At 64.4% G+C, this 18,317-nt stretch carries 19 protein-coding genes; 16 read left to right on the top strand and 3 right to left on the bottom strand.

Annotation, left to right across the window (positions count from 1 at the left end):
* Positions 1-86: 86 nt before the first annotated feature.
* The 9 genes from secY to ACQ86E_RS00520 all read left to right on the top strand — a co-directional run bounded on the left by secY (position 87) and on the right by ACQ86E_RS00520 (position 8,577).
* Positions 87-1,418, top strand: coding sequence for a preprotein translocase subunit SecY (gene secY / locus ACQ86E_RS00560; protein ID WP_431203772.1), 1,332 nt, complete (start codon positions 87-89; stop codon positions 1,416-1,418).
* A 275-nt stretch (positions 1,419-1,693) separates the two neighbouring features.
* Positions 1,694-2,563: an adenylate kinase gene (locus tag ACQ86E_RS00555; protein WP_431203771.1), complete on the top strand. Its 870-nt coding sequence runs from the start codon at positions 1,694-1,696 to the stop codon at positions 2,561-2,563.
* A 187-nt stretch (positions 2,564-2,750) separates the two neighbouring features.
* Positions 2,751-3,119, top strand: a complete 369-nt coding sequence (gene rpsM, locus ACQ86E_RS00550) for a 30S ribosomal protein S13 (RefSeq protein ID WP_148770533.1) — start codon at positions 2,751-2,753, stop codon at positions 3,117-3,119.
* 122 nt (positions 3,120-3,241) lie between these two features.
* Positions 3,242-3,631 (top strand): 30S ribosomal protein S11, encoded by a 390-nt coding sequence (rpsK, locus tag ACQ86E_RS00545; protein ID WP_007603045.1) that lies wholly within the window; start codon positions 3,242-3,244, stop codon positions 3,629-3,631.
* Positions 3,632-3,743: 112 nt separating this feature from the next.
* A complete protein-coding gene (locus tag ACQ86E_RS00540) occupies positions 3,744-4,775 on the top strand; it encodes a DNA-directed RNA polymerase subunit alpha (protein WP_431203770.1) in 1,032 nt (343 codons plus the stop codon).
* A gap of 121 nt (positions 4,776-4,896) precedes the next feature.
* On the top strand, positions 4,897-5,313 hold the full coding sequence (gene rplQ, locus ACQ86E_RS00535; protein ID WP_431203769.1) for a 50S ribosomal protein L17: 417 nt from the start codon (positions 4,897-4,899) through the stop codon (positions 5,311-5,313).
* 119 nt (positions 5,314-5,432) lie between these two features.
* Entirely contained in the window at positions 5,433-6,272 is an 840-nt protein-coding gene (locus ACQ86E_RS00530) for a c-type cytochrome (RefSeq protein ID WP_431203768.1), read from the top strand.
* Positions 6,273-6,352: 80 nt separating this feature from the next.
* Positions 6,353-7,141 (top strand): SDR family NAD(P)-dependent oxidoreductase, encoded by a 789-nt coding sequence (locus ACQ86E_RS00525; protein ID WP_431203767.1) that lies wholly within the window; start codon positions 6,353-6,355, stop codon positions 7,139-7,141.
* Positions 7,142-7,248: 107 nt separating this feature from the next.
* Positions 7,249-8,577 carry a chloride channel protein gene (locus tag ACQ86E_RS00520; protein WP_431203766.1) on the top strand — a complete coding sequence of 443 codons (1,329 nt, stop codon included), beginning with the start codon at positions 7,249-7,251 and terminating at the stop codon, positions 8,575-8,577.
* Positions 8,578-8,586: 9 nt separating this feature from the next.
* Here ACQ86E_RS00520 and ACQ86E_RS00515 read toward each other — a convergent pair whose 3' ends face one another.
* On the bottom strand, positions 8,587-9,600 hold the full coding sequence (locus ACQ86E_RS00515) for a zinc-binding alcohol dehydrogenase family protein (protein WP_431203765.1): 1,014 nt from the start codon (positions 9,598-9,600) through the stop codon (positions 8,587-8,589).
* Between the two features lie 134 nt (positions 9,601-9,734).
* Between ACQ86E_RS00515 and ACQ86E_RS00510 the strand changes: the two genes are divergently transcribed.
* Positions 9,735-10,112, top strand: a complete 378-nt coding sequence (locus tag ACQ86E_RS00510) for a winged helix-turn-helix transcriptional regulator (protein WP_431203764.1) — start codon at positions 9,735-9,737, stop codon at positions 10,110-10,112.
* Between the two features lie 66 nt (positions 10,113-10,178).
* On the opposite strand, the gene ACQ86E_RS00505 is transcribed toward ACQ86E_RS00510, so the two are convergent.
* On the bottom strand, positions 10,179-11,792 hold the full coding sequence (locus tag ACQ86E_RS00505; protein ID WP_431203763.1) for an OprO/OprP family phosphate-selective porin: 1,614 nt from the start codon (positions 11,790-11,792) through the stop codon (positions 10,179-10,181).
* A 313-nt stretch (positions 11,793-12,105) separates the two neighbouring features.
* On the opposite strand from ACQ86E_RS00505, the gene ACQ86E_RS00500 reads away from it, so the two are divergent.
* From ACQ86E_RS00500 to ACQ86E_RS00480, 5 genes are all read left to right on the top strand, one after another.
* Positions 12,106-13,512, top strand: a complete 1,407-nt coding sequence (locus tag ACQ86E_RS00500) for a DegQ family serine endoprotease (protein WP_431203762.1) — start codon at positions 12,106-12,108, stop codon at positions 13,510-13,512.
* On the top strand, positions 13,509-14,843 hold the full coding sequence (locus ACQ86E_RS00495; RefSeq protein ID WP_431203761.1) for a replication-associated recombination protein A: 1,335 nt from the start codon (positions 13,509-13,511) through the stop codon (positions 14,841-14,843). Before ACQ86E_RS00500 ends, ACQ86E_RS00495 begins: the two co-directional genes overlap by 4 nt.
* Before the next feature lie 63 nt (positions 14,844-14,906).
* On the top strand, positions 14,907-15,254 hold the full coding sequence (locus tag ACQ86E_RS00490) for a type II toxin-antitoxin system RelE/ParE family toxin (protein WP_431203760.1): 348 nt from the start codon (positions 14,907-14,909) through the stop codon (positions 15,252-15,254).
* Positions 15,254-15,544, top strand: a complete 291-nt coding sequence (locus ACQ86E_RS00485; RefSeq protein ID WP_431206640.1) for a helix-turn-helix domain-containing protein — start codon at positions 15,254-15,256, stop codon at positions 15,542-15,544. The genes ACQ86E_RS00490 and ACQ86E_RS00485 overlap by 1 nt, the downstream gene beginning before the upstream one ends.
* A gap of 25 nt (positions 15,545-15,569) precedes the next feature.
* Positions 15,570-16,790, top strand: coding sequence for an RluA family pseudouridine synthase (locus ACQ86E_RS00480; RefSeq protein ID WP_431203759.1), 1,221 nt, complete (start codon positions 15,570-15,572; stop codon positions 16,788-16,790).
* A gap of 175 nt (positions 16,791-16,965) precedes the next feature.
* On the opposite strand, the gene ACQ86E_RS00475 is transcribed toward ACQ86E_RS00480, so the two are convergent.
* Entirely contained in the window at positions 16,966-17,412 is a 447-nt protein-coding gene (locus tag ACQ86E_RS00475) for a hypothetical protein (RefSeq protein ID WP_431203758.1), read from the bottom strand.
* A 92-nt stretch (positions 17,413-17,504) separates the two neighbouring features.
* Here ACQ86E_RS00475 and ACQ86E_RS00470 point away from each other — a divergent pair, with 92 nt between their 5' ends.
* The gene (locus ACQ86E_RS00470; RefSeq protein ID WP_431203757.1) at positions 17,505-18,299 is read left to right on the top strand and encodes an ATP12 family chaperone protein; all 795 of its coding nucleotides are present in this window, start codon (positions 17,505-17,507) and stop codon (positions 18,297-18,299) included.
* Positions 18,300-18,317: the final 18 nt, after the last annotated feature.

Genomic DNA, 18,317 nt, shown 5'->3' with positions numbered 1-18,317 from the left:
CGAGCCCCAGATAATGTCCGGCGTCCGCTATATCGTAGCCCGGCCGCGGGCATGACGGCGCAATAGGCGGCGGGAGAAAGTCCAAGATGGCCTCTGCAGCGGAACAACTTGCAGCCAATCTGAATTTCGGTGCGTTTGCCAAGGCTGACGAACTGAAGAAACGCATCTGGTTCACCCTGGGTGCGCTGCTGGTTTACCGGCTCGGGACCTACATCCCGCTGCCCGGCATCGATCCCAACATCTGGGAGCAGGTGTTCCGCTCCCAGGCGGGCGGCATCCTCGGCATGTTCAACATGTTCGCCGGCGGCGGCATCCACCGCATGGCGATCTTCGCGCTGAACATCATGCCGTACATCTCGGCGTCGATCATCATCCAGCTCCTGACCACCGTCTCGCCGCAGCTCGAGGCGCTGAAGAAGGAAGGCGAGGCCGGCCGCAAGCTGCTGAACCAATACACTCGCTATCTCACGGTCATCCTGGCCGCGTTCCAGTCCTACGGCATCGCGGTGGGTCTCGAGGGCGCCGGTAACGTCGTCAGCGACCCCGGCATGTTCTTCCGCCTCTCGACCGCGATCACGCTGACCGGCGGCACCATGTTCCTGATGTGGCTGGGCGAGCAGATTACCTCGCGCGGCATCGGCAACGGCATCTCGCTGATCATTCTCTCCGGCATCGTCGCCGAGCTGCCCGCGGCGCTCGCCAACATGCTCGAGCTCGGCCGTCAGGGCGCGATGTCGACCGGCCTGATCCTGGTCGTCATCATCATGGCGGTCGCCGTGATCGCCTTCATCGTGTTCGTGGAGCGCGCCCAGCGCCGGCTGTTGATCCAGTATCCGAAGCGCCAGGTCGGCAACAAGATGTTCGAGGGCCAGTCCTCGCATCTGCCGCTCAAGCTCAACACCTCGGGCGTGATCCCGCCCATCTTCGCGTCCTCGCTGTTGCTGCTGCCGACCACGGTGGCCAACTTCAACGCAGGCAAGGGACCGGAATGGTTCCAGTGGATCACGACGCAGCTCGGCCACGGCCGTCCGCTGTTCCTGATCATGTATCTCGCGCTGATCGTGTTCTTCGCGTTCTTCTACACCGCAATCGTGTTCAACCCGACCGAGACCGCGGACAATCTGAAGAAGCACGGCGGCTTCATTCCGGGCATCCGCCCGGGTGAGCGCACCGCGGAATATATCGACTACGTGCTGTCGCGTATCACCGTGCTCGGCGCGATCTATCTCGCGATCGTCTGCTTGATCCCCGAGATCCTGATCTCCTACGCCTCGGTGCCGTTCTACTTCGGCGGCACCTCGCTGCTGATCGTCGTCAGCGTCACCATGGACACGGTGGCACAGGTACAGGGCTATCTGCTGGCCCATCAGTATGAAGGCCTGATCCGGAAGTCGAAGCTGCGCGGCCGCCGCCGCTAAGCGCGGCGTCCTGGCCGGCTTCCGACTCACATCGCCGATCTGCCGCGCACGTGGCTGCGCGGCTTCCGCGAGGTGCGTGTACCTGCCGTTCGGTCGTATCGGCAGAACCGCTCTGACTGCGACGCAATCACTGATTTCAAAGGGGTTCTTGGCGGCAGGGCATTTGCTCCCCTATGATATGGGTGGCAGTGCGGAGCCGATTGTGATTTGCACTGTTGTCGAACTTCAAACACAGGTGCGCGACGTATCGCTCACCAATCCGGGGGCGTACGCCGATGAGAATTATACTTCTGGGACCGCCGGGGTCGGGCAAGGGGACCCAGGCGCAGCTGATGGTGCAGCGCTATGGTATCGTCCAGCTCTCGACCGGCGAGATGTTGCGCGCGGCCGTCGCGGCGGGAACGCCGGTCGGCCTCAAGGCCAAGGAAATCATGGCCAGCGGCGGCCTCGTGCCCGACGACGTCGTAGTCGGAATCATCTCCGACCGCATCGACCAGCCGGATGCCAGAAACGGTTTCATTCTCGACGGCTTTCCGCGCACCGTGCCGCAGGCCGAAGCGCTGGATGATTTGCTCAAGCAGAAGCATCTCAAGCTCGACGCCGTGATCGAGCTCCGCGTCAACGAGAGTGCGCTGCTGAGTCGCGTCGAGACTCGCGTTGCCCAGATGCGGGAGCGCGGGGAGGAGGTCCGGCTCGACGACACTCCGGAGGTCCTGACCAAGCGCCTGGCCAGCTACCGGAGCCAGACGGAACCCTTGATTCACTACTATTCCGAGCGGCGGAAGCTCTCCACCATCGACGGCATGATGGCGATCGACGAGGTCACCGGCGCCATCCACCGCCAGCTCGTGGCGCTGGGGGCGACCGAGCCCAAGGTCCGCGCCAAGAGCGCTGCCAGGGCGACGCCGGCCAAGAAGGGTACGACGCAGAGCGCCGCAAAGGCCAAAACAGCCAGGAAAGCGGCGAAAACGGCCAAAAAGCCTGCCAAATCCGCCAAGAAGGCCGTAAAGGGCACGAAGAAGGCGGCCAAGAAGACCGTCAAGAAGGTGGCGAAAAAGGCTGGCAAAAAGGCCCCGAAGAAGTCCTTCAAAAAGGGTGCCAAAAAGGCCGCAAAAAAGGTCACGAAAAAGCGAGCTAAGCGCTAGCAGCGGTTGACGAAAGCCCCCTGAATCCCCTAATAAGCCCAGCATCCAAGTCGGATAGTTTCAAACGATGCCGGGCCCCAGGAAGACTAGGGGTGGGCGTCGTGTTCGCGTTTGTGAACACCTGCCCGAGAAACCAAGCACTTAAAGACCGGTTCCTGACGAGGGACCGGCAACAGGAGAGAGAGCCGTGGCCCGTATTGCCGGCGTGAACATTCCGACCAACAAGCGCGTGCTCATCGCGCTCCAGTACATCCATGGCATCGGCCAGAAGATTGCCGGTGAGATTCTCGAGAAGGTGAAAATCGCCGAGGATCGTCGCGTCAATCAGCTCAGCGACGCCGAAGTGCTCCAGATCCGCGAAGTGATCGACCGCGACTATCTCGTCGAGGGCGATCTGCGTCGTGAAGTCGGTATCAACATCAAGCGTCTGATGGACCTCGGCTGCTATCGCGGCCTGCGTCATCGTCGCGGCCTGCCGGTGCGCGGTCAGCGGACCCACACCAATGCGCGCACGCGCAAGGGTCCGGCCAAGGCCATCGCCGGCAAGAAGAAGTAAGTTTTCGAATCAAGATCTCGGCGTGTGGCGAATCGGGATGACCCGTCGCCACACGCCTTTCGTTCCACAGGTGTAGCCGCTGGCATTACGGCGGCGTTCGAGATCTCCAGGAAAGGTACTCAATGGGTAAGGAAGCCACCCGCGTTCGCCGTCGCGAACGCAAGAACATCGCCTCCGGCGTTGCTCATGTGAACTCCTCGTTCAACAACACGACCATCACCATCACCGACGCGCAGGGCAACACGATTGCCTGGTCTTCCGCCGGAACGATGGGCTTCAAGGGCTCGCGCAAGTCGACCCCGTACGCCGCGCAGGTTGCCGCCGAGGACGTGTCGAAGAAGGCGCAGGAGCACGGCATGCGTACGCTGGAAGTCGAAGTCGCCGGTCCCGGTTCGGGCCGCGAGTCGGCGCTCCGCGCGTTGCAGGCCGCGGGCTTCACCGTCACCTCGATCCGCGACGTGACCACGATCCCGCACAACGGTTGCCGTCCCCGCAAGCGCCGGCGCGTTTGATTCCAGGTTGCGGGCGCATCGGCGCCCGCGATGACTTTTGCAAGAAGCCGCAGGTGCGACCTGCGGCCTTTCTCCAACGCCAGTGTCTGCAACGGCAGTTCGACTGGCCTGTATGGGTGAAACAGTGACGATCCAGAAAAATTGGCAAGAACTGATTCGGCCGAACAAGCTCCAGATTCAGCCTGGCAGCGACCCTCAGCGTTTCGCGACCATCATCGCCGAGCCGCTCGAGCGCGGCTTCGGCCAGACTCTCGGCAACGCCTTGCGCCGCATCCTGCTCTCCTCGCTCCAGGGCGCGGCGGTGCAGTCAGTGCACATCGACGGCGTGCTGCACGAGTTCTCCTCGATCGCGGGCGTCCGTGAGGACGTCACCGACATCGTGCTCAACATCAAGGACATCTCGATCAAGATGCAGGGCGAAGGCCCCAAGCGCATGGTCGTGAAGAAGTCCGGCCCGGGCGTCGTCACCGCCGGCGACATCCAGACCGTCGGTGACGTGGTGGTGCTCAACCCGGACCTGCAGATCTGCACGCTCGACGAGGGCGCCGAGATTCGCATGGAGTTCACGGTCGCCACCGGCAAGGGCTACGTGCCCGCCGAGCGCAACCGTCCCGAGGACGCGCCGATCGGCCTGATCCCGGTCGACAGCCTGTACTCACCGGTCCGCAAGGTCTCGTACAAGGTCGAGAACACCCGTGAGGGCCAGATCCTCGACTACGACAAGCTGACCATGACGATCGAGACCAACGGCGCGCTGACGCCGGATGATTCGGTGGCTTACGCCGCCCGCATCCTGCAGGATCAGCTCAACGTGTTCGTCAACTTCGAAGAGCCGCGCAAGGAAGTCGCCCAGGAGATCATCCCGGACCTCGCCTTCAACCCGGCGTTCCTCAAGAAGGTGGACGAGCTCGAGCTCTCGGTGCGTTCGGCCAACTGCTTGAAGAACGACAACATCGTCTACATCGGCGACCTCGTGCAGAAGTCGGAAGCGGAAATGCTCCGCACCCCGAACTTCGGCCGCAAGTCGCTGAACGAGATCAAGGAAGTGCTGGCCCAGATGGGTCTGCATCTCGGCATGGAAGTGCCGGGCTGGCCGCCGGAAAACATCGACGAGCTCGCCAAGCGCTTCGAGGATCACTACTGATCTGAACTCACAACAGGCGAAAGCGCGACTTCATCGCGCTTTCGCGGGCGAACGCAGGCAGCCCACCTGAGCAACAAGTCCGACGAACCGTCGCGACGAATGGAATTTAAGGAATACCAAAATGCGTCACGGCAAGGTTCATCGTAAGCTCAACCGCACCGCCGAGCATCGCCGCGCGATGTTCGCCAACATGTGCGCCGCGCTGATCAAGCACGAGCAGATCGTCACCACGCTCCCCAAGGCCAAGGAATTGCGCCCGATCGTGGAAAAGCTGATCACCCTCGGCAAGAAGGGCGGCCTGTCCATGCGCCGCCAGGCCATCTCCGAGATGCGCGACAAGGACCAGGTCAGGAAGCTGTTCGACACACTGGCACCCCGTTACAAGGACCGCCAGGGCGGCTACACCCGCATCATCAAGGCCGGCTTCCGCTACGGTGACAACGCCGCGATGGCCGTGATCGAGTTCGTCGATCGCGACGTCGATGCCAAGGGCCAGGATTCCGGTCCGGTGCAGGAGAAGGAAGCCGAGGCGGCGTAAGCCGGCCGGTCTCTCAGTTTTCAGAAAGCGGCGCCCTTGGGTGCCGCTTTTTGTATGGCGCGGCGATATCTCATGCCGCGCATCGTCTGGTGAACGCGATTCCGGCCGGGGGGCTGTCGATGAGAATTGTGTCCGGGATTACGCTCGCGCTGCTGATGTCGCCGGCTTCTGGCGAGACGCTGGTCGAGCGCGGCGCCTATCTCGTCAACAGCGTGATGGTCTGCCACAACTGCCACACCCCGCGCGGCCCTCAAGGCCTCGATCTCTCGCGCGCGCTCTCGGGCGGCAGCCAGGTTTTTGACGAGCCGGCCTTCAAGGTCTCCGGCTCCAACATCACGCCGGACAAGGACACCGGGATCGGCAACTGGAGCGAGGCCGAGCTGAAGCGGTTTCTCGTCAGCGGCATCAGGCCTGATGGCACCAAGGTTGCGCCGATCATGCCGACTGCGTTCTACACTGTGCTCACCGCTCGCGATCTCGATGCGCTCACGGCCTATCTGCGCTCGGTGCCGCCGGTGCGCCACGAGACGCCGGCGCCGGAATACAGGATCGCGCTGAAGCCGGAGACGCCGACCTACGCCGGCAAGCAGGCAGTCGAGGGCGAACTGTCCGACAAGCTCGCGCGCGGCCGCTATCTCCTGACCCTCTCTCATTGCCTGGAGTGTCACACGCCGGCGGGCCCATCCGACGTGCACGATTTCACGGCAGCAAGCGGCAAGGGAGGACGGACATTCAAGGGGCCGTGGGGCGAATCCGTCTCCGGCAACATCACTGCGGATTCCGCGGCGGGGCTGGGCGGCTGGAGCGATGACGAAATCAAACGTGCGATTACGCAAGGCATCGCGCGCGACGGCCACAAGCTCAAGCCGCCGATGGCCTATGCTGCCTACGCCACCATGACGGCTCAGGATCTCGATGCCATCGTCGCGTTTGTCCGGACGTTGCCGCCCCGCCGCTAGTTGCTCACGCGTCGGTGAGGGGCGATTGCGGCCGCGTGTGCAGCGCACGATATCGGCTTCAACATCAATGGAGACGACGTATGAAGATCGACCTTTCCGGAAAGACCGCTCTCGTGACCGGTTCGACCGCCGGCATCGGCCACGCGATTGCGAAAGGCCTTGCCGGCTCAGGCGCCAGCGTGGTGATCAACGGGCGTAGCCAGGACAAGGTCGATGCGGCCGTGCACAAGCTGGAAGCGGCCGGCGCCAAGGTCCGCGGTATCGCCGCCGACGTCTCGACCGCTTCGGGCTGCAAGGCGCTGGTCGCGGCACTGCCAGAGGTCGACATCCTCATCAACAATGCCGGCATCTTCGAGCCGAAGGACTTTTTCGACATTCCGGATGAGGACTGGACGCGCTTCTTCGAGGTCAACGTGATGAGCGGCGTGCGGCTGTCGCGCGCGTACATGCAGGGCATGCTCAAGCGCAATTGGGGCCGCATCGTCTTCATCTCCTCGGAGTCCGGCCTCAACATTCCCGTCGAGATGATCCACTACGGCATGAGCAAGACGGCCCAGCTCTCGGTCGCGCGCGGCCTCGCGCAGCTCACCCGCGGCACCGGTGTCACCGTCAATTCCGTGCTGCCGGGCCCGACCATGTCGGAGGGCGTCGAGACCTTCGTGAAGGATCTCGCCAGGCAGAACGGCCAGTCGCTGGACGAGGCCGCGGCCAATTTCGTCAAGCAGCATCGTCCGAGCTCGCTGATCCAGCGATTTGCCAGCGTCGAGGAGATCGCCAACATGGTGGTCTATGTCGCGTCGAAGGAAGCGTCCGCGACCAACGGCGCTGCGCTGCGGGCCGAGGGCGGTATCGTCAACACCATCGCCTGAGACCGGCTCAGAGGTTATGTGATCTGGGGAGCGCATGATTACGGCTTGGCTGGTCTGTCCACTTTGCGCTTCAATTCGGTGCGTGACGGGCTAAAACTAAGGTCTGCATGCTCAAGCCACTGTCGACACGCCAAAAACGTCTGTTCAGACTGACCTCCGCGCGGTGGCAGCGGCGGGCGATTTTCGTGCTTGGCGGGATCGGCGTTGGCGCTGCGGCAGTGGCGCTTGCGCAACTCGCCGATCTCGCACAGCACGTGTTTGCCCTGCTGCTCACAAGGTCGCGCTACGCCGTGCTGGCGCTGACCCCGCTCGGTTTCATGCTGTCAGCCTATCTGACCATCCGGATGTTCCCGAACGCGCAGGGCAGCGGCATCCCGCAAGCGATCGCCGCCCGGCATCTGACAGATCAGAGCGCGCGCGAGAAGCTCGTCTCGATCAGGATCGCGATCGGGAAGGTGATCCTCACTCTGTTCGGTCTGTTGTGCGGGGCCTCAGTCGGACGGGAAGGGCCGACGGTACAGGTCGGTGCCTCCATCATGTTCGCGCTCGGCCGCGTCTCGCCGCGCCGGCAGCCCGGGTTGATCCTGGCCGGTGCCGCCGCCGGTGTTGCCGCCGCGTTCAACACGCCGCTGGCCGGCATCGTCTTCGGCATCGAGGAGATGAGCCGCGCGTTCGAGACGCGCACGTCCAGCCTGATCATCGCGGCCGTGATTGCGGCCGGACTGACCTCGCTCGCGATCGCCGGCAATTACGCTTATTTCGGCACCAGCGCGATGTCGCTGGCGCGGGGCGCGGACTGGCTTGCCGTTCCGCTTTGTGGCGTGGCCGGTGGCCTCGCGGGCGGCTTGTTCAGCCGTATCGTCATCGGCGTGGCGCGCGGGTTCGAGAACCCGCTCGGCCGCGCGATCAAGCGACACCCGCTCTGGTTCGCCTTCGCTTGCGGCCTCGCTGTCGCCATCTGCGGCCTGGTGTCCGGTGACACGATCTACGGCACCGGCTACGATCAGGTGAAAACGGCGCTGGAGCACGGCTCGCCACTGCCGCAGGATTTTAGCCTGCTCAAGCTCCTCGCCACCACCTTTGCCGCGATCAGCGGCATTCCGGGCGGCATTTTCGCGCCGTCGCTCGCCGTCGGTGCCGGCATCGGCAGCAATATCGCCTCGTTCTTCCACGATGCGCCGCTCGGCGCGATCATGCTGCTCGGCATGGTCTCGTACTTTGCCGGTGTGGTGCAGGCGCCAATCACGGCCTTCGTGATCGTGACCGAGATGACCGACAATCACGGCATGGTCGTGCCGCTGATGGCGGCGGCGCTGATCGCACACGCGACCTCGCGAGCGATCTGCGAGGAGGGCATCTATCACGCGCTCGCCAAAGGCTTTATCGAGCGGGCGGCGCACCCGCCAGAGGCGAAGGCGCCGCCCGCTTCGAACTAGTCTAAAAGCCTACCATCCCTCCAGCACGATCTTGCCACGCGACTTGCCACTCTCCAGCAGCGCATGCGCGCGCTTGAGGTTGGCGGCGTTGATCGTGCCAAACGTCTGGTCGAGCGTGGTGCGCAGCACGCCCTTGTCGATGAGGTCGGCGACGTCGTTGAGCAGATGATGCTGCGCGATCATGTCGGCCGTCTGGAACGAGGACCGCGTGAACATCGACTCCCAGTGCACCGAGATCGCCTTGCCCTTGAAGGTGCTCATCGCGAACTCCGGCGGATCGTCGATCAGGCCGAACCGGCCCTGCGGCGCCATGAGTTCGGCGATCGACTTGTAGTGCTGGTCGGTGAAGGTGAGGCTCGCCACCAGCGCGACCGGCGGCAGCTTGAGCTTCTCGATCTGCTCCTTCATCGGCTTGCCATGGTCGATCACCGCATGCGCGCCGAGATCGAGGCACCATTTTTGCGACTCCGGCCGCGTCGCGGTCGCGAGCACCGTCAGCCCGGTGAGGCGGCGGGCGAGCTGGATCAGGATCGAGCCGACGCCGCCGGCGCCGCCCGTGATCAGCAGCGTGCGCGGATCGACGCTCTTGCCGGGCACCGCGCCGAGGCGGTCGAACAGCAATTCCCAGGCGGTGATGGAGGTGAGAGGAAGGGCGGCGGCCTGCGCGAACGAGAGCGACTTCGGCTTGTTGCCGACGATTCGCTCGTCGACGAGATGGAATTCGGCATTGGTACCCTGGCGCAGGATCGAGCCGGCGTAGAACACCTCGTCGCCCGGCTTGAACAGCGTCACGTCGGGCCCGACGGCGTCGACCACGCCGGCCGCGTCGTAGCCCAGGATCTTGGTTTCGCCCTCGGGCGGGGCGGCGCGCTTGCGCACCTTGTAATCGACCGGATTGGCCGAGATCGCCTTCACGGCGACGCGGATGTCGCGTCCCTTGGGCTCGGGTTTCTCGGTCTCGAAATCGATCAGCGCGTCCTGATCCTCGATCGGAAGCGATTTCTTGTAGCCAACGGCCTTCATGGCGTGTCTCCATCAGATGGCGCGATCGCTTGTGATGTGCGCCTGCCGTTGTAACTGTCCCGCCAGGCCCCATTTGGCAAGTACTGTCAAATCGGGGATATAGTCCCTGTTTGGATACTATTGGGAAAACATCTATGAAACGGCGGGATTTTAGCCGGCGCCCCGGCTGCTCGGTCGAGGCGACGCTGGATCTGATCGACGGCAAGTGGAAGGGCGTGATCCTCTACCACCTCCAGAACGGCACCCAGCGCTTCGGCGAATTGCGTCGCCGGATGCCCGGCATCACCCAGCGCATGCTCACCAAGCAGCTTCGCGCGCTGGAAGAGGACAAGCTCGTCATCCGCAAGGTCTATGCCGAGGTGCCGCCGCGGGTGGAATATTGCCTCTCCGAACTCGGCGAGAGCCTGCGGCCGGTGATCGACATCCTGAAGGCCTGGGGCGAGAGCCACCAGCAGCGGCTCTCCTGCGCGCCGCCGCCTGTCGTCGTGAGGAAGCCGAAGCGGGCTGCATGAGGCCGGGAGGCGGTGTCGCTTGGTCCCGGGGTCGCGCTTGCGCGCGCCCCGAAACGACGAGAGATGTCAGAACGCAAACTGCGTGCGCATCGCCACCGCGTCGAACTTCGAGCCGACATCGGCGGTCGAGACCGGCGAGGCCTGTCTCGACACCGTGCCGTGCAGATAGTCGAGCATGAATCGGACGTTGCCGTTGACATACCAGTTCAGCGCCGCCGTGTAGACGGTCTGCCGACCGCCGGCGATGCCGGTCGCCATTCCCAACTGGTTGTTGAGGTCGATCGTCGAGAAGCGTCCCGCGATTTCCCACGCGCCCCAGCCTCCGCCATCGAGCGAGAACGGATGCGCCGGCTTGACGCCACCATAGGCCGCATTCGCGGCGTTGTAGCTCCGGCCTTCGCCCGTCAGCACGTAGCCCGCTTGCGCATAGCCGCCCTGGAATTTCAAGCTCGGTGCGCCGAGCAGCGGCACGCTGGTGTTGGCGGTGCGATCGATGTTGTACCAGAAGTACTCGCCCTGGAGGATCAGCGGCCCGTACGTCGCTGCGGCCTCGACGCTGTAGACCTGCGCGCCCGAGGCGTTGGCGATCGCGCCGGTCGAGATCAGCGTGGTCGGGTCGAGACGCAATTCCGGCCGGTCGCTGAGCGTCACCGTCTGAGTGTTGGCGATCAGATTGCGCGGCGGCTGGATCAGCCACTGTGCGTCGGCGCCGATATGCACCGAGTAGTCCTTGCCGCTGATCGGGTTGCTGGCAATGCGCGCCACCGCGCCATATTGCTCGCTGGTGCCCGCCGGCGCCGCGCTCGAAGCCGAGTGGATCGCGCCGGTCGACGGGCCTGTGACATAGCCGCCGATCCAGAGCTGGTCGTTGAACCAGCGCGTGCCGGCCGCGGAGCGGAAGTCGCCGGCGGCGATGTTGGTGGCAACGATGCCGGCCGAGGCGCGCTCCATGAACATGATGTCGTTGGAGCTCGTGGCCTCGTCCATGGTGTAGGGCAGGTCCATGATGCCGGCCTCGATCGCCATCCGGCCGCCGAACGGCTTCAGGCCTGTATAGCTGACATAGGCGTTCTCGACGCCGGACACAGCGCCACCAGGCAGCGAGCCGGGCGCAGCGCCGCCAAAACCGTCGGATGAGCCGCCGAAGTCGTAGACCAGTGCGAAATTCCAGTCGTTGAAGAACTTGCCGGCAATGCCGATACGCGCGCGACGGACGTTCTGTCCGCTGTCGAGCTTTTGCGGCACGGTGGCCGCCGTGTTGGGACGATAGTCGTAGCCGCCGACATCGTAGTGCAGGCGGCCGGTGATCGCGACGCAGTTTGCCTGATCGGCGGTGCAGATGGTCGGCCGGTTGTTCGGCATCGTCACGACGACGCCGGACGCGGGTGCCGGTCCCTTGAGCGGGATGGCCGCGTTGGCGTTGGCGACGACTGCCTTTGCCTCCGAGCGCGCTTCCGCCTTGGCCTCGGCCTTTGCTTCCACTCTGGCCTTCGCCGTGGCTGCGGTGTTCGCCGCGGTCTGGCTCTGGAGCTTGTCGAGCTTCTGCTCCAGCATCTTCAGCTGCTGCTTCAGCAGCGCGATCTCCTGCTCGCTGCTGCTTGCCGTTTGGGCCTGGGCCTGCGCGGCCGCCAGCGCGCCGGCAAGACCAATCGCCGTGGCTGCAAGTCTCGTTCTGCTCACGTCACGCCTCCATCGTTTGACGAACTTCCCCAACTCGCGACGGGAGAGCCTAGGTCTGATCGATGACCGCCCCGCGACGCTGCGCTCCGGTTGCGCGGTTCCCACTGGTGCAAATTCGCCGCAACCGAATCCGCCATGAAGTAGAGTGCTGGATGATGCGCGTCATGCCAATCTGTCGGGACAGAAGGATTGTGATTTCGCACGGAGGGCTTGCATTTCGGAGACACCCGGAAGAGGTGAATATTGCCGCCCCGCGCCCTTCTATTGGCCGGCGAACGCGCCTATATTCCGGCGTCTTTTCCGAGAGGTAGGAATGTTTCGATCGATCCGCGCCGCCGTCATCACGGCATTGTGCATAGCCTTTTCGGCCACCTTCGATCCGGCCGTCGCGCAGGACCGCCGTGTCCCGTCGTCGCCGGCCGAGCTGCGACTGTCCTACGCGCCGATCGTGCAGCGGGTGCAGCCTGCGGTGGTCAATGTCTACGCCGCCAAGGTGGTGCAGAACCGCAATCCGTTGCTCGACGATCCGATCTTCCGCCGCTTCTTCGGCGTACCCGGCCAGCAGCCCGAGCAGATGCAGCGTTCGCTCGGCTCCGGCGTCATCGTCGATGCCTCCGGCCTCGTTGTCACCAACGTCCACGTCATCGAGGGGGCGGACCAGGTGAAGGTCTCGCTGTCGGACAAGCGTGAGTTCGAAGCCGAGATCCTGTTGAAGGACCCCCGTACCGATCTCGCCGTGCTGCGCCTGAAGGACACCAAGGAGAAATTCCCGACCCTCGACTTCACCAATTCGGATGAGTTGCTGGTCGGCGACGTCGTGCTGGCGATCGGCAATCCCTTCGGCGTGGGGCAGACCGTGACCCATGGCATCATCTCGGCGCTTGCGCGCACGCAGGTCGGCATCACCGACTACCAGTTCTTCATCCAGACCGATGCGGCGATCAATCCCGGCAATTCCGGCGGCGCGCTGGTCGACATGAGCGGCAAACTCGCCGGTATCAACACCGCGATCTATTCGCGCTCCGGCGGCTCGCAAGGCATCGGCTTTGCGATTCCTTCCAACATGGTGCGCGTCGTCGTCGCCTCCGCCAAGGGCGGCGGCAAGGCGGTGAAGCGTCCCTGGCTCGGCGCAAAATTGCAGGCGGTGACGCCCGAGATCGCGGAAAGTCTCGGCCTTCGTTCGCCGACCGGTGCGCTGGTGGCCAGCGTGGTCTCGAGCAGCCCCGCGGCGAAGGCCGGCCTGAAGTCCTCCGATCTCATCATCGGGATTGACGGCCAGACCGTGGATGACCCCAATGCCTTCGACTACCGCTTCGCGACGCGCCCGCTCGGCGGCACGGCACAGATCGACGTGCAGCGCGGCGGCAAGCAGGTCAAGCTGACGGTGGCGCTGGAGACCGCGCCCGATACCGGCCGCAACGAGCTTGTCGTCACCGCGCGCTCGCCGTTCCAGGGCGCGAAGGTGTCGAGCATCACGCCGGCGGTCGCCGACGAGCTGCATCTGGACGCCGACACCGAAGGCGTCGTGATCACCGATCTCGGCGGCGACAGCGCGGCTGCAAATGTCGGCTTCCAGAAGGGCGACATCATCCTGGCGGTGAACAACCAGAAGATCAGCAGGACCGGCGATCTCGAAAAGGCCGCGAGCGAGCGCCCGCGGGTCTGGCGCATCACGCTGGTGCGCGGCGGCCAGCAGATCAACGTCACGCTGGGCGGATGAGTCCGAAGCGACCACAGGAGACGCCAACTCTCTTTGCCGCGGCGGGGCTCGATCACGAGGCGCCGCATCCGCTGCCGGACCGGCTGCGTCCGCGCGCGCTGTCGGAGGTCGTCGGCCAGGACCACATCCTCGGTCCCGACGGCGCGCTGACGCGCATGCTGGAGACGCGCACGCTGGGATCGCTGGTGTTCTGGGGCCCGCCCGGTACCGGCAAGACCACGGTGGCGCGGCTGCTGGCGGATGCGACGGATCTACACTTCGAGCAGATCTCCGCGGTGTTCTCCGGCGTCGCCGACCTCAAGAAGGCCTTTGAAGCCGCGCGCGCCCGCCGCGAGATGGGCAAGGGCACGCTGCTGTTCGTCGACGAGGTGCATCGCTTCAACCGCGCCCAGCAGGATTCCTTTCTCCCCGTGATGGAAGACGGCACCGTCGTCATGGTCGGCGCCACCACCGAGAACCCGTCCTTCGAGCTCAACGCGGCGCTTCTGTCCCGCGCGCGCGTGCTGGTGTTTCGCTCGCTCGATGCGGCCGCGATCGAAAAGCTGTTCGCGCATGCCGAGGAGGTCGAGGGTCGCAAGCTTCCGCTCGATGACGAGGCGCGCGCCGTGCTGGTGCGCATGGCCGACGGCGATGGACGGGCGTCGCTGACCCTTGCCGAAGAGGTCTGGCGCGCCGCGCGCAAGGACGAGATTTTCAACGCCGCGCAATTGCAGGACATCCTGCAGCGCCGCGCGCCGATCTACGACAAGTCGGCCGACGGCCATTACAACCTGATCTCGGCCTTGCATAAATCGGTGCGCGGCTCCGATCCCGACGCCGCGCTGTATTATCTCTGCCGCATGCTCGATGCCGGCGAGGACCCGCTGTTTCTCGCCCGCCGCGTCGTGCGCATGGCGGTGGAGGACATCGGCCTTGCCGATCCGCAAGGACTCGTCATCGCCAATGCGGCCAAGGATGCCTTCGATTTCCTCGGCCACCCCGAAGGCGAACTCGCCATCGCCCAGGCGGTGGTCTATCTCGCCACCGCGCCGAAATCGAACGCCGTCTACACTGCCTTCAAGTCTGCGATGCAGGTTGCCAAGCAGGCCGGCTCGCTGCTGCCGCCCAAGCACATTCTGAATTCTCCGACCAAGCTGATGAAGTCGGAAGGCTACGGCGCAGCCTACGAATACGACCACGACACCCCCGACGCCTTCTCGGGGCAGGACTATTTTCCGGATGCCCTCGGGCGTCAGACCTTCTACGACCCGCCGGAGCGGGGCTTCGAGCGGGAGATCCGCAAGCGGCTGGATTACTGGGCCAAGCTGCGCAAGGAGCGGGGCGGGAAATAGGTTCGGCGGAGCCTAAACGAAGCTTGCATTCACGTGTCAAAAATGACACATGAATGGAGCCGAATGATCGATCGTACGAAGAAGCTTCCAGCGAGGTTCTACGTCAGCTCGACAGGTCGAAATCCTGTTCGCGAGTGGATATTGCAATTGCCTCCCGAGGATCGTCGGACCGTCGGGAAGGATATTCAGAAAGTCGAATTCGGCTGGCCGTTAGGACGCCCGCATTGTGCCCCGCTGGGGAATGGATTGTGGGAGGTTCGGAGTGATCTCGACAGTAACCGGATTGCGCGGGTGATCTTCTGTCTGGAAGGCGGGCAGATGATCTTGCTTCACGGCTTCATCAAGAAGACGCAGAAGGCGCCGAAGCAGGATATCGACCTTGCGCTCAAGCGCAGACGAGAGGTGACGTGATGGCAAAGAGAAGAGCGCATGTGAGCGAAGAAACGTTCGACGAGTTTCTTGCGGAGGAAGGCATACTTGGGGCCTGTGAAGAGCGTGCCATCAAGGAGCTCATTGCCGAGCAACTGACGGAAGCGATGAAGACGCAGGGGATCACGAAAACGGCGATGGCGGAGCGCATGAAGACGAGCCGCCGGCAACTCGATCGCCTCCTCGATCCCACGACACCTTCGGTGACGCTGGATACTCTACAGCGCGCCGCAAGCGCAGTAGGACGTACATTGCGAGTTGAGCTGGTATAATAAGACGAAAGCTTGGATGAACCGCATGAGCCGCCGCATCAAGAGAATGAACCCGAAACCTCGCGAGCGCGACGAGCATAAGGAGGCACGTCCGTTCAAAGCGCGCGGTGCGTCAAAGGCCAGCCCGCGTTCGGGGGCTAAGCCTGGGACGAAGCCGCCGCGCTTTGCGGGTGAGCGCGCCGAGCGGCGTGCGCCCAAGGTGGCCGCACCGGAAACGCCGGTGCCCGCAAAGCCCGTCGAGGCCCTGCTGCCGACCAAGGTGCAGACAGTCGAGGTGACGGCAGACGAGAACAACATGCGGGTTGATCGTTTCCTCGAAGCGCGCTTTCCCGGCCTGTCGTTCTCTCACATCCAGCGCGTCGTCCGTAAGGGCGAACTGCGCGTCGACGGCAAGCGCGTCGACAGCAAGGATCGGCTGGAGGAAGGGCAGAGCGTCCGCATTCCACCGCTGAAGCTCGACGCGCCCAAGGCTGCCGCCGGCTCCCTGTCAGAAGCCGCACAGAAGACGCTGGCCGCGCTGAAGGAGATGACGATCTACGAGGACGACGACGTCCTCGTGCTGAACAAGCCGGCCGGCCTTGCCGTGCAAGGCGGCTCGGGCATGACGCGGCACATCGACCAGATGCTGGAGGTGATGCGCGATTCCAAGGGCCAGAAGCCGCGCCTCGTGCACCGCATCGACAGGGAGACGTCGGGCTGCCTGCTGATCGCCAAGACACGCTTCGCCGCCTCCTATCTGACCGGCGCATTCCGCGAGCGGTCGGCGCGGAAAACCTATTGGGCGCTGGTGCCGGGGCTGCCGAAGCCGAAGCAGGGCCGTATCTCGACCTTTCTCGCCAAGGAAGAGAGCGAGGACGACACCATCATGCGCATCGCCCAGCATGGCGACGAGGGCGCAAGCCACGCGGTGACCTATTACGCGGTGGTCGAGACCGCCGGCAACAAGCTGACCTGGGTGTCGCTGAAGCCGGTGACGGGCCGCACCCATCAGCTTCGTGCACACATGGCGCATATCGGCCACCCCATCGTCGGCGATCCCAAATATTTCAACATCGAGAACTGGCAGCTGCCGGGCGGCCTGCAGAACCGGCTGCATCTGTTGGCCCGCCGCATCGTCATTCCGCATCCGCGCGGCGGCGTGATCGACGCCACCGCACCGCTGCCGCCGCACATGCAGCAGTCCTGGAATCTGCTCGGGCTCGACGCGAGCCGCTTCGATCCGATCGAGAACGCGCCGGAAGAGTAGGCTCGACGGGAACCATAGATTGGTAGACCAGCCACACCCTCCGCTGTCATCGCCCGGCCTTGACCGGGCGATCCAGTATTCCAGAGACCGCAGTGATTGATCCGAGAGCCGCGGCGTACTGGATGCCCCGGTCAAGCCGGGGCATGACAGTTGTGGTTGTACGACCGACAATCCCTCAATTCCGGAACTGCTCCAGAAACATCCGTAAGGAGTCATGTGGGCTCTCGACGTCGGTAATCAGCCAACCCTCGGGCCCGTTGACCAGGATGAAGTTCAGCGTCACTCGCCGCCCGCGATTGTCGAAATTCGCCGCGACATAGGTCTTGTCATATTGCCTGCGAACGACCGCGGTCGTGACCGGGCCAAGCTTCCAGCTCGGGCTCTGCACCAGGAAATCATAGGGCTCGCTCCGCGGCGCCGACCACGCCTTGCGCAAGGAGGGGTCGAAGAACTGCCGGGCGGTCGCCGCATCCCGCGGCAGGCCCTTGGACAGCTCTGGCGCGCCCTGGCCGTAATAGGCATAGACGTTGCGGACCAGCGATTCCGGGCTGCGAAAGCCGGCCTCCGCCGCGGCCAGCCAAAGTCCGGCGAACAGGGCCACAATGCCCGCAAGTTCCCTCATGCCCGCCGCTCGCTTTATCGGCCGCAAGGTTTGGCTTAAAATGGTCTTATCTTAAAAGCCTAGCATCCACCGGCGGAGAGCGAAAACTCAAGATGCGCGAATTGTTCGATGAAGCTGCGGTGCAATCCGCTCGCGATCCCCGTGAATCGGTCCGCCAGTCCGGACGTACGCCACAGCGCAAGCGCTTCTACAAGGAGGCCGGCGCCACTGAAGCCGAGGGCGGCTTCGCCATCACGCTCGACGGCAAGCCGATCCGTACGCCGTCCGGCCGTCAGGTGGTGATCCCCTCGCGGGCGCTGGCCGATGCGGTGGCTGCCGAATGGGCGGCGCAGGGCGAGACGATCGATCCCGTGACCATGCCGCTGACGCGGATCGCCAACAGCGTGGTGGAGGGCGTCGTCGACCGCATCGAGCTCGTCACCGACGACCTCGCCAAATACTTCGAGTCCGACCTGCTGTTCTATCGGGCGGGCCACCCCGAGGGGCTGGTGGCCCGCGAGGCCGCGCACTGGGACCCCCTGCTGTTCTGGGCGGCGGAGACGCTGGGCGCGCATTTCATCCTGTCCGAGGGCATCATGCATGTGAAGCAGCCGGACGAGGCCATCGAGGCCGCGCGCGGTGCGCTGCCCGGGGATGCCTGGTCGATTGCCGCGCTCCATGTGGTGACGACCCTGACCGGTTCGGCGCTCCTCGCGCTCGCACTTGCCCATGGCGTGCGCGATGCCGGCCAGGTCTGGGCAGCCGCCCATGTCGACGAGGACTGGAACGTCGAGAAATGGGGCGCGGACGAGGAGGCAGCCAGCCGCCGGACCGCCCGCCTGAGGGATTTCGAGGCCGCCGTGGCGGTATTGGCCGCCGTAAAGCCCGCTGCGGCCAAAGGTCCTTAACGAGAGGTTTACGACGGC

Source organism: Bradyrhizobium betae, assembly GCF_050632175.1.
In the GTDB taxonomy this organism is placed as follows: domain Bacteria; phylum Pseudomonadota; class Alphaproteobacteria; order Rhizobiales; family Xanthobacteraceae; genus Bradyrhizobium; species Bradyrhizobium betae_B.
This window is presented reverse-complemented; position numbering and strand designations above follow the sequence as displayed.

What these genes read in the sequence shown, in the direction of transcription:
- secY (WP_431203772.1), top strand. Translation starts at nt 87, where the DNA reads ATGGCCTCTGCAGCGGAACAACTTGCAGCCAATCTGAATTTCGGTGCG.
- ACQ86E_RS00555 (WP_431203771.1), top strand. Translation starts at nt 1,694, where the DNA reads ATGAGAATTATACTTCTGGGACCGCCGGGGTCGGGCAAGGGGACCCAG.
- rpsK (WP_007603045.1), top strand. Translation starts at nt 3,242, where the DNA reads ATGGGTAAGGAAGCCACCCGCGTTCGCCGTCGCGAACGCAAGAACATC.
- ACQ86E_RS00540 (WP_431203770.1), top strand. Translation starts at nt 3,744, where the DNA reads ATGGGTGAAACAGTGACGATCCAGAAAAATTGGCAAGAACTGATTCGG.
- rplQ (WP_431203769.1), top strand. Translation starts at nt 4,897, where the DNA reads ATGCGTCACGGCAAGGTTCATCGTAAGCTCAACCGCACCGCCGAGCAT.
- ACQ86E_RS00530 (WP_431203768.1), top strand. Translation starts at nt 5,433, where the DNA reads ATGAGAATTGTGTCCGGGATTACGCTCGCGCTGCTGATGTCGCCGGCT.
- ACQ86E_RS00525 (WP_431203767.1), top strand. Translation starts at nt 6,353, where the DNA reads ATGAAGATCGACCTTTCCGGAAAGACCGCTCTCGTGACCGGTTCGACC.
- ACQ86E_RS00520 (WP_431203766.1), top strand. Translation starts at nt 7,249, where the DNA reads ATGCTCAAGCCACTGTCGACACGCCAAAAACGTCTGTTCAGACTGACC.
- ACQ86E_RS00515 (WP_431203765.1), bottom strand. Translation starts at nt 9,600, where the DNA reads ATGAAGGCCGTTGGCTACAAGAAATCGCTTCCGATCGAGGATCAGGAC.
- ACQ86E_RS00510 (WP_431203764.1), top strand. Translation starts at nt 9,735, where the DNA reads ATGAAACGGCGGGATTTTAGCCGGCGCCCCGGCTGCTCGGTCGAGGCG.
- ACQ86E_RS00500 (WP_431203762.1), top strand. Translation starts at nt 12,106, where the DNA reads ATGTTTCGATCGATCCGCGCCGCCGTCATCACGGCATTGTGCATAGCC.
- ACQ86E_RS00495 (WP_431203761.1), top strand. Translation starts at nt 13,509, where the DNA reads ATGAGTCCGAAGCGACCACAGGAGACGCCAACTCTCTTTGCCGCGGCG.
- ACQ86E_RS00490 (WP_431203760.1), top strand. Translation starts at nt 14,907, where the DNA reads ATGATCGATCGTACGAAGAAGCTTCCAGCGAGGTTCTACGTCAGCTCG.
- ACQ86E_RS00485 (WP_431206640.1), top strand. Translation starts at nt 15,254, where the DNA reads ATGGCAAAGAGAAGAGCGCATGTGAGCGAAGAAACGTTCGACGAGTTT.
- ACQ86E_RS00480 (WP_431203759.1), top strand. Translation starts at nt 15,570, where the DNA reads ATGAGCCGCCGCATCAAGAGAATGAACCCGAAACCTCGCGAGCGCGAC.
- ACQ86E_RS00475 (WP_431203758.1), bottom strand. Translation starts at nt 17,412, where the DNA reads ATGAGGGAACTTGCGGGCATTGTGGCCCTGTTCGCCGGACTTTGGCTG.
- ACQ86E_RS00470 (WP_431203757.1), top strand. Translation starts at nt 17,505, where the DNA reads ATGCGCGAATTGTTCGATGAAGCTGCGGTGCAATCCGCTCGCGATCCC.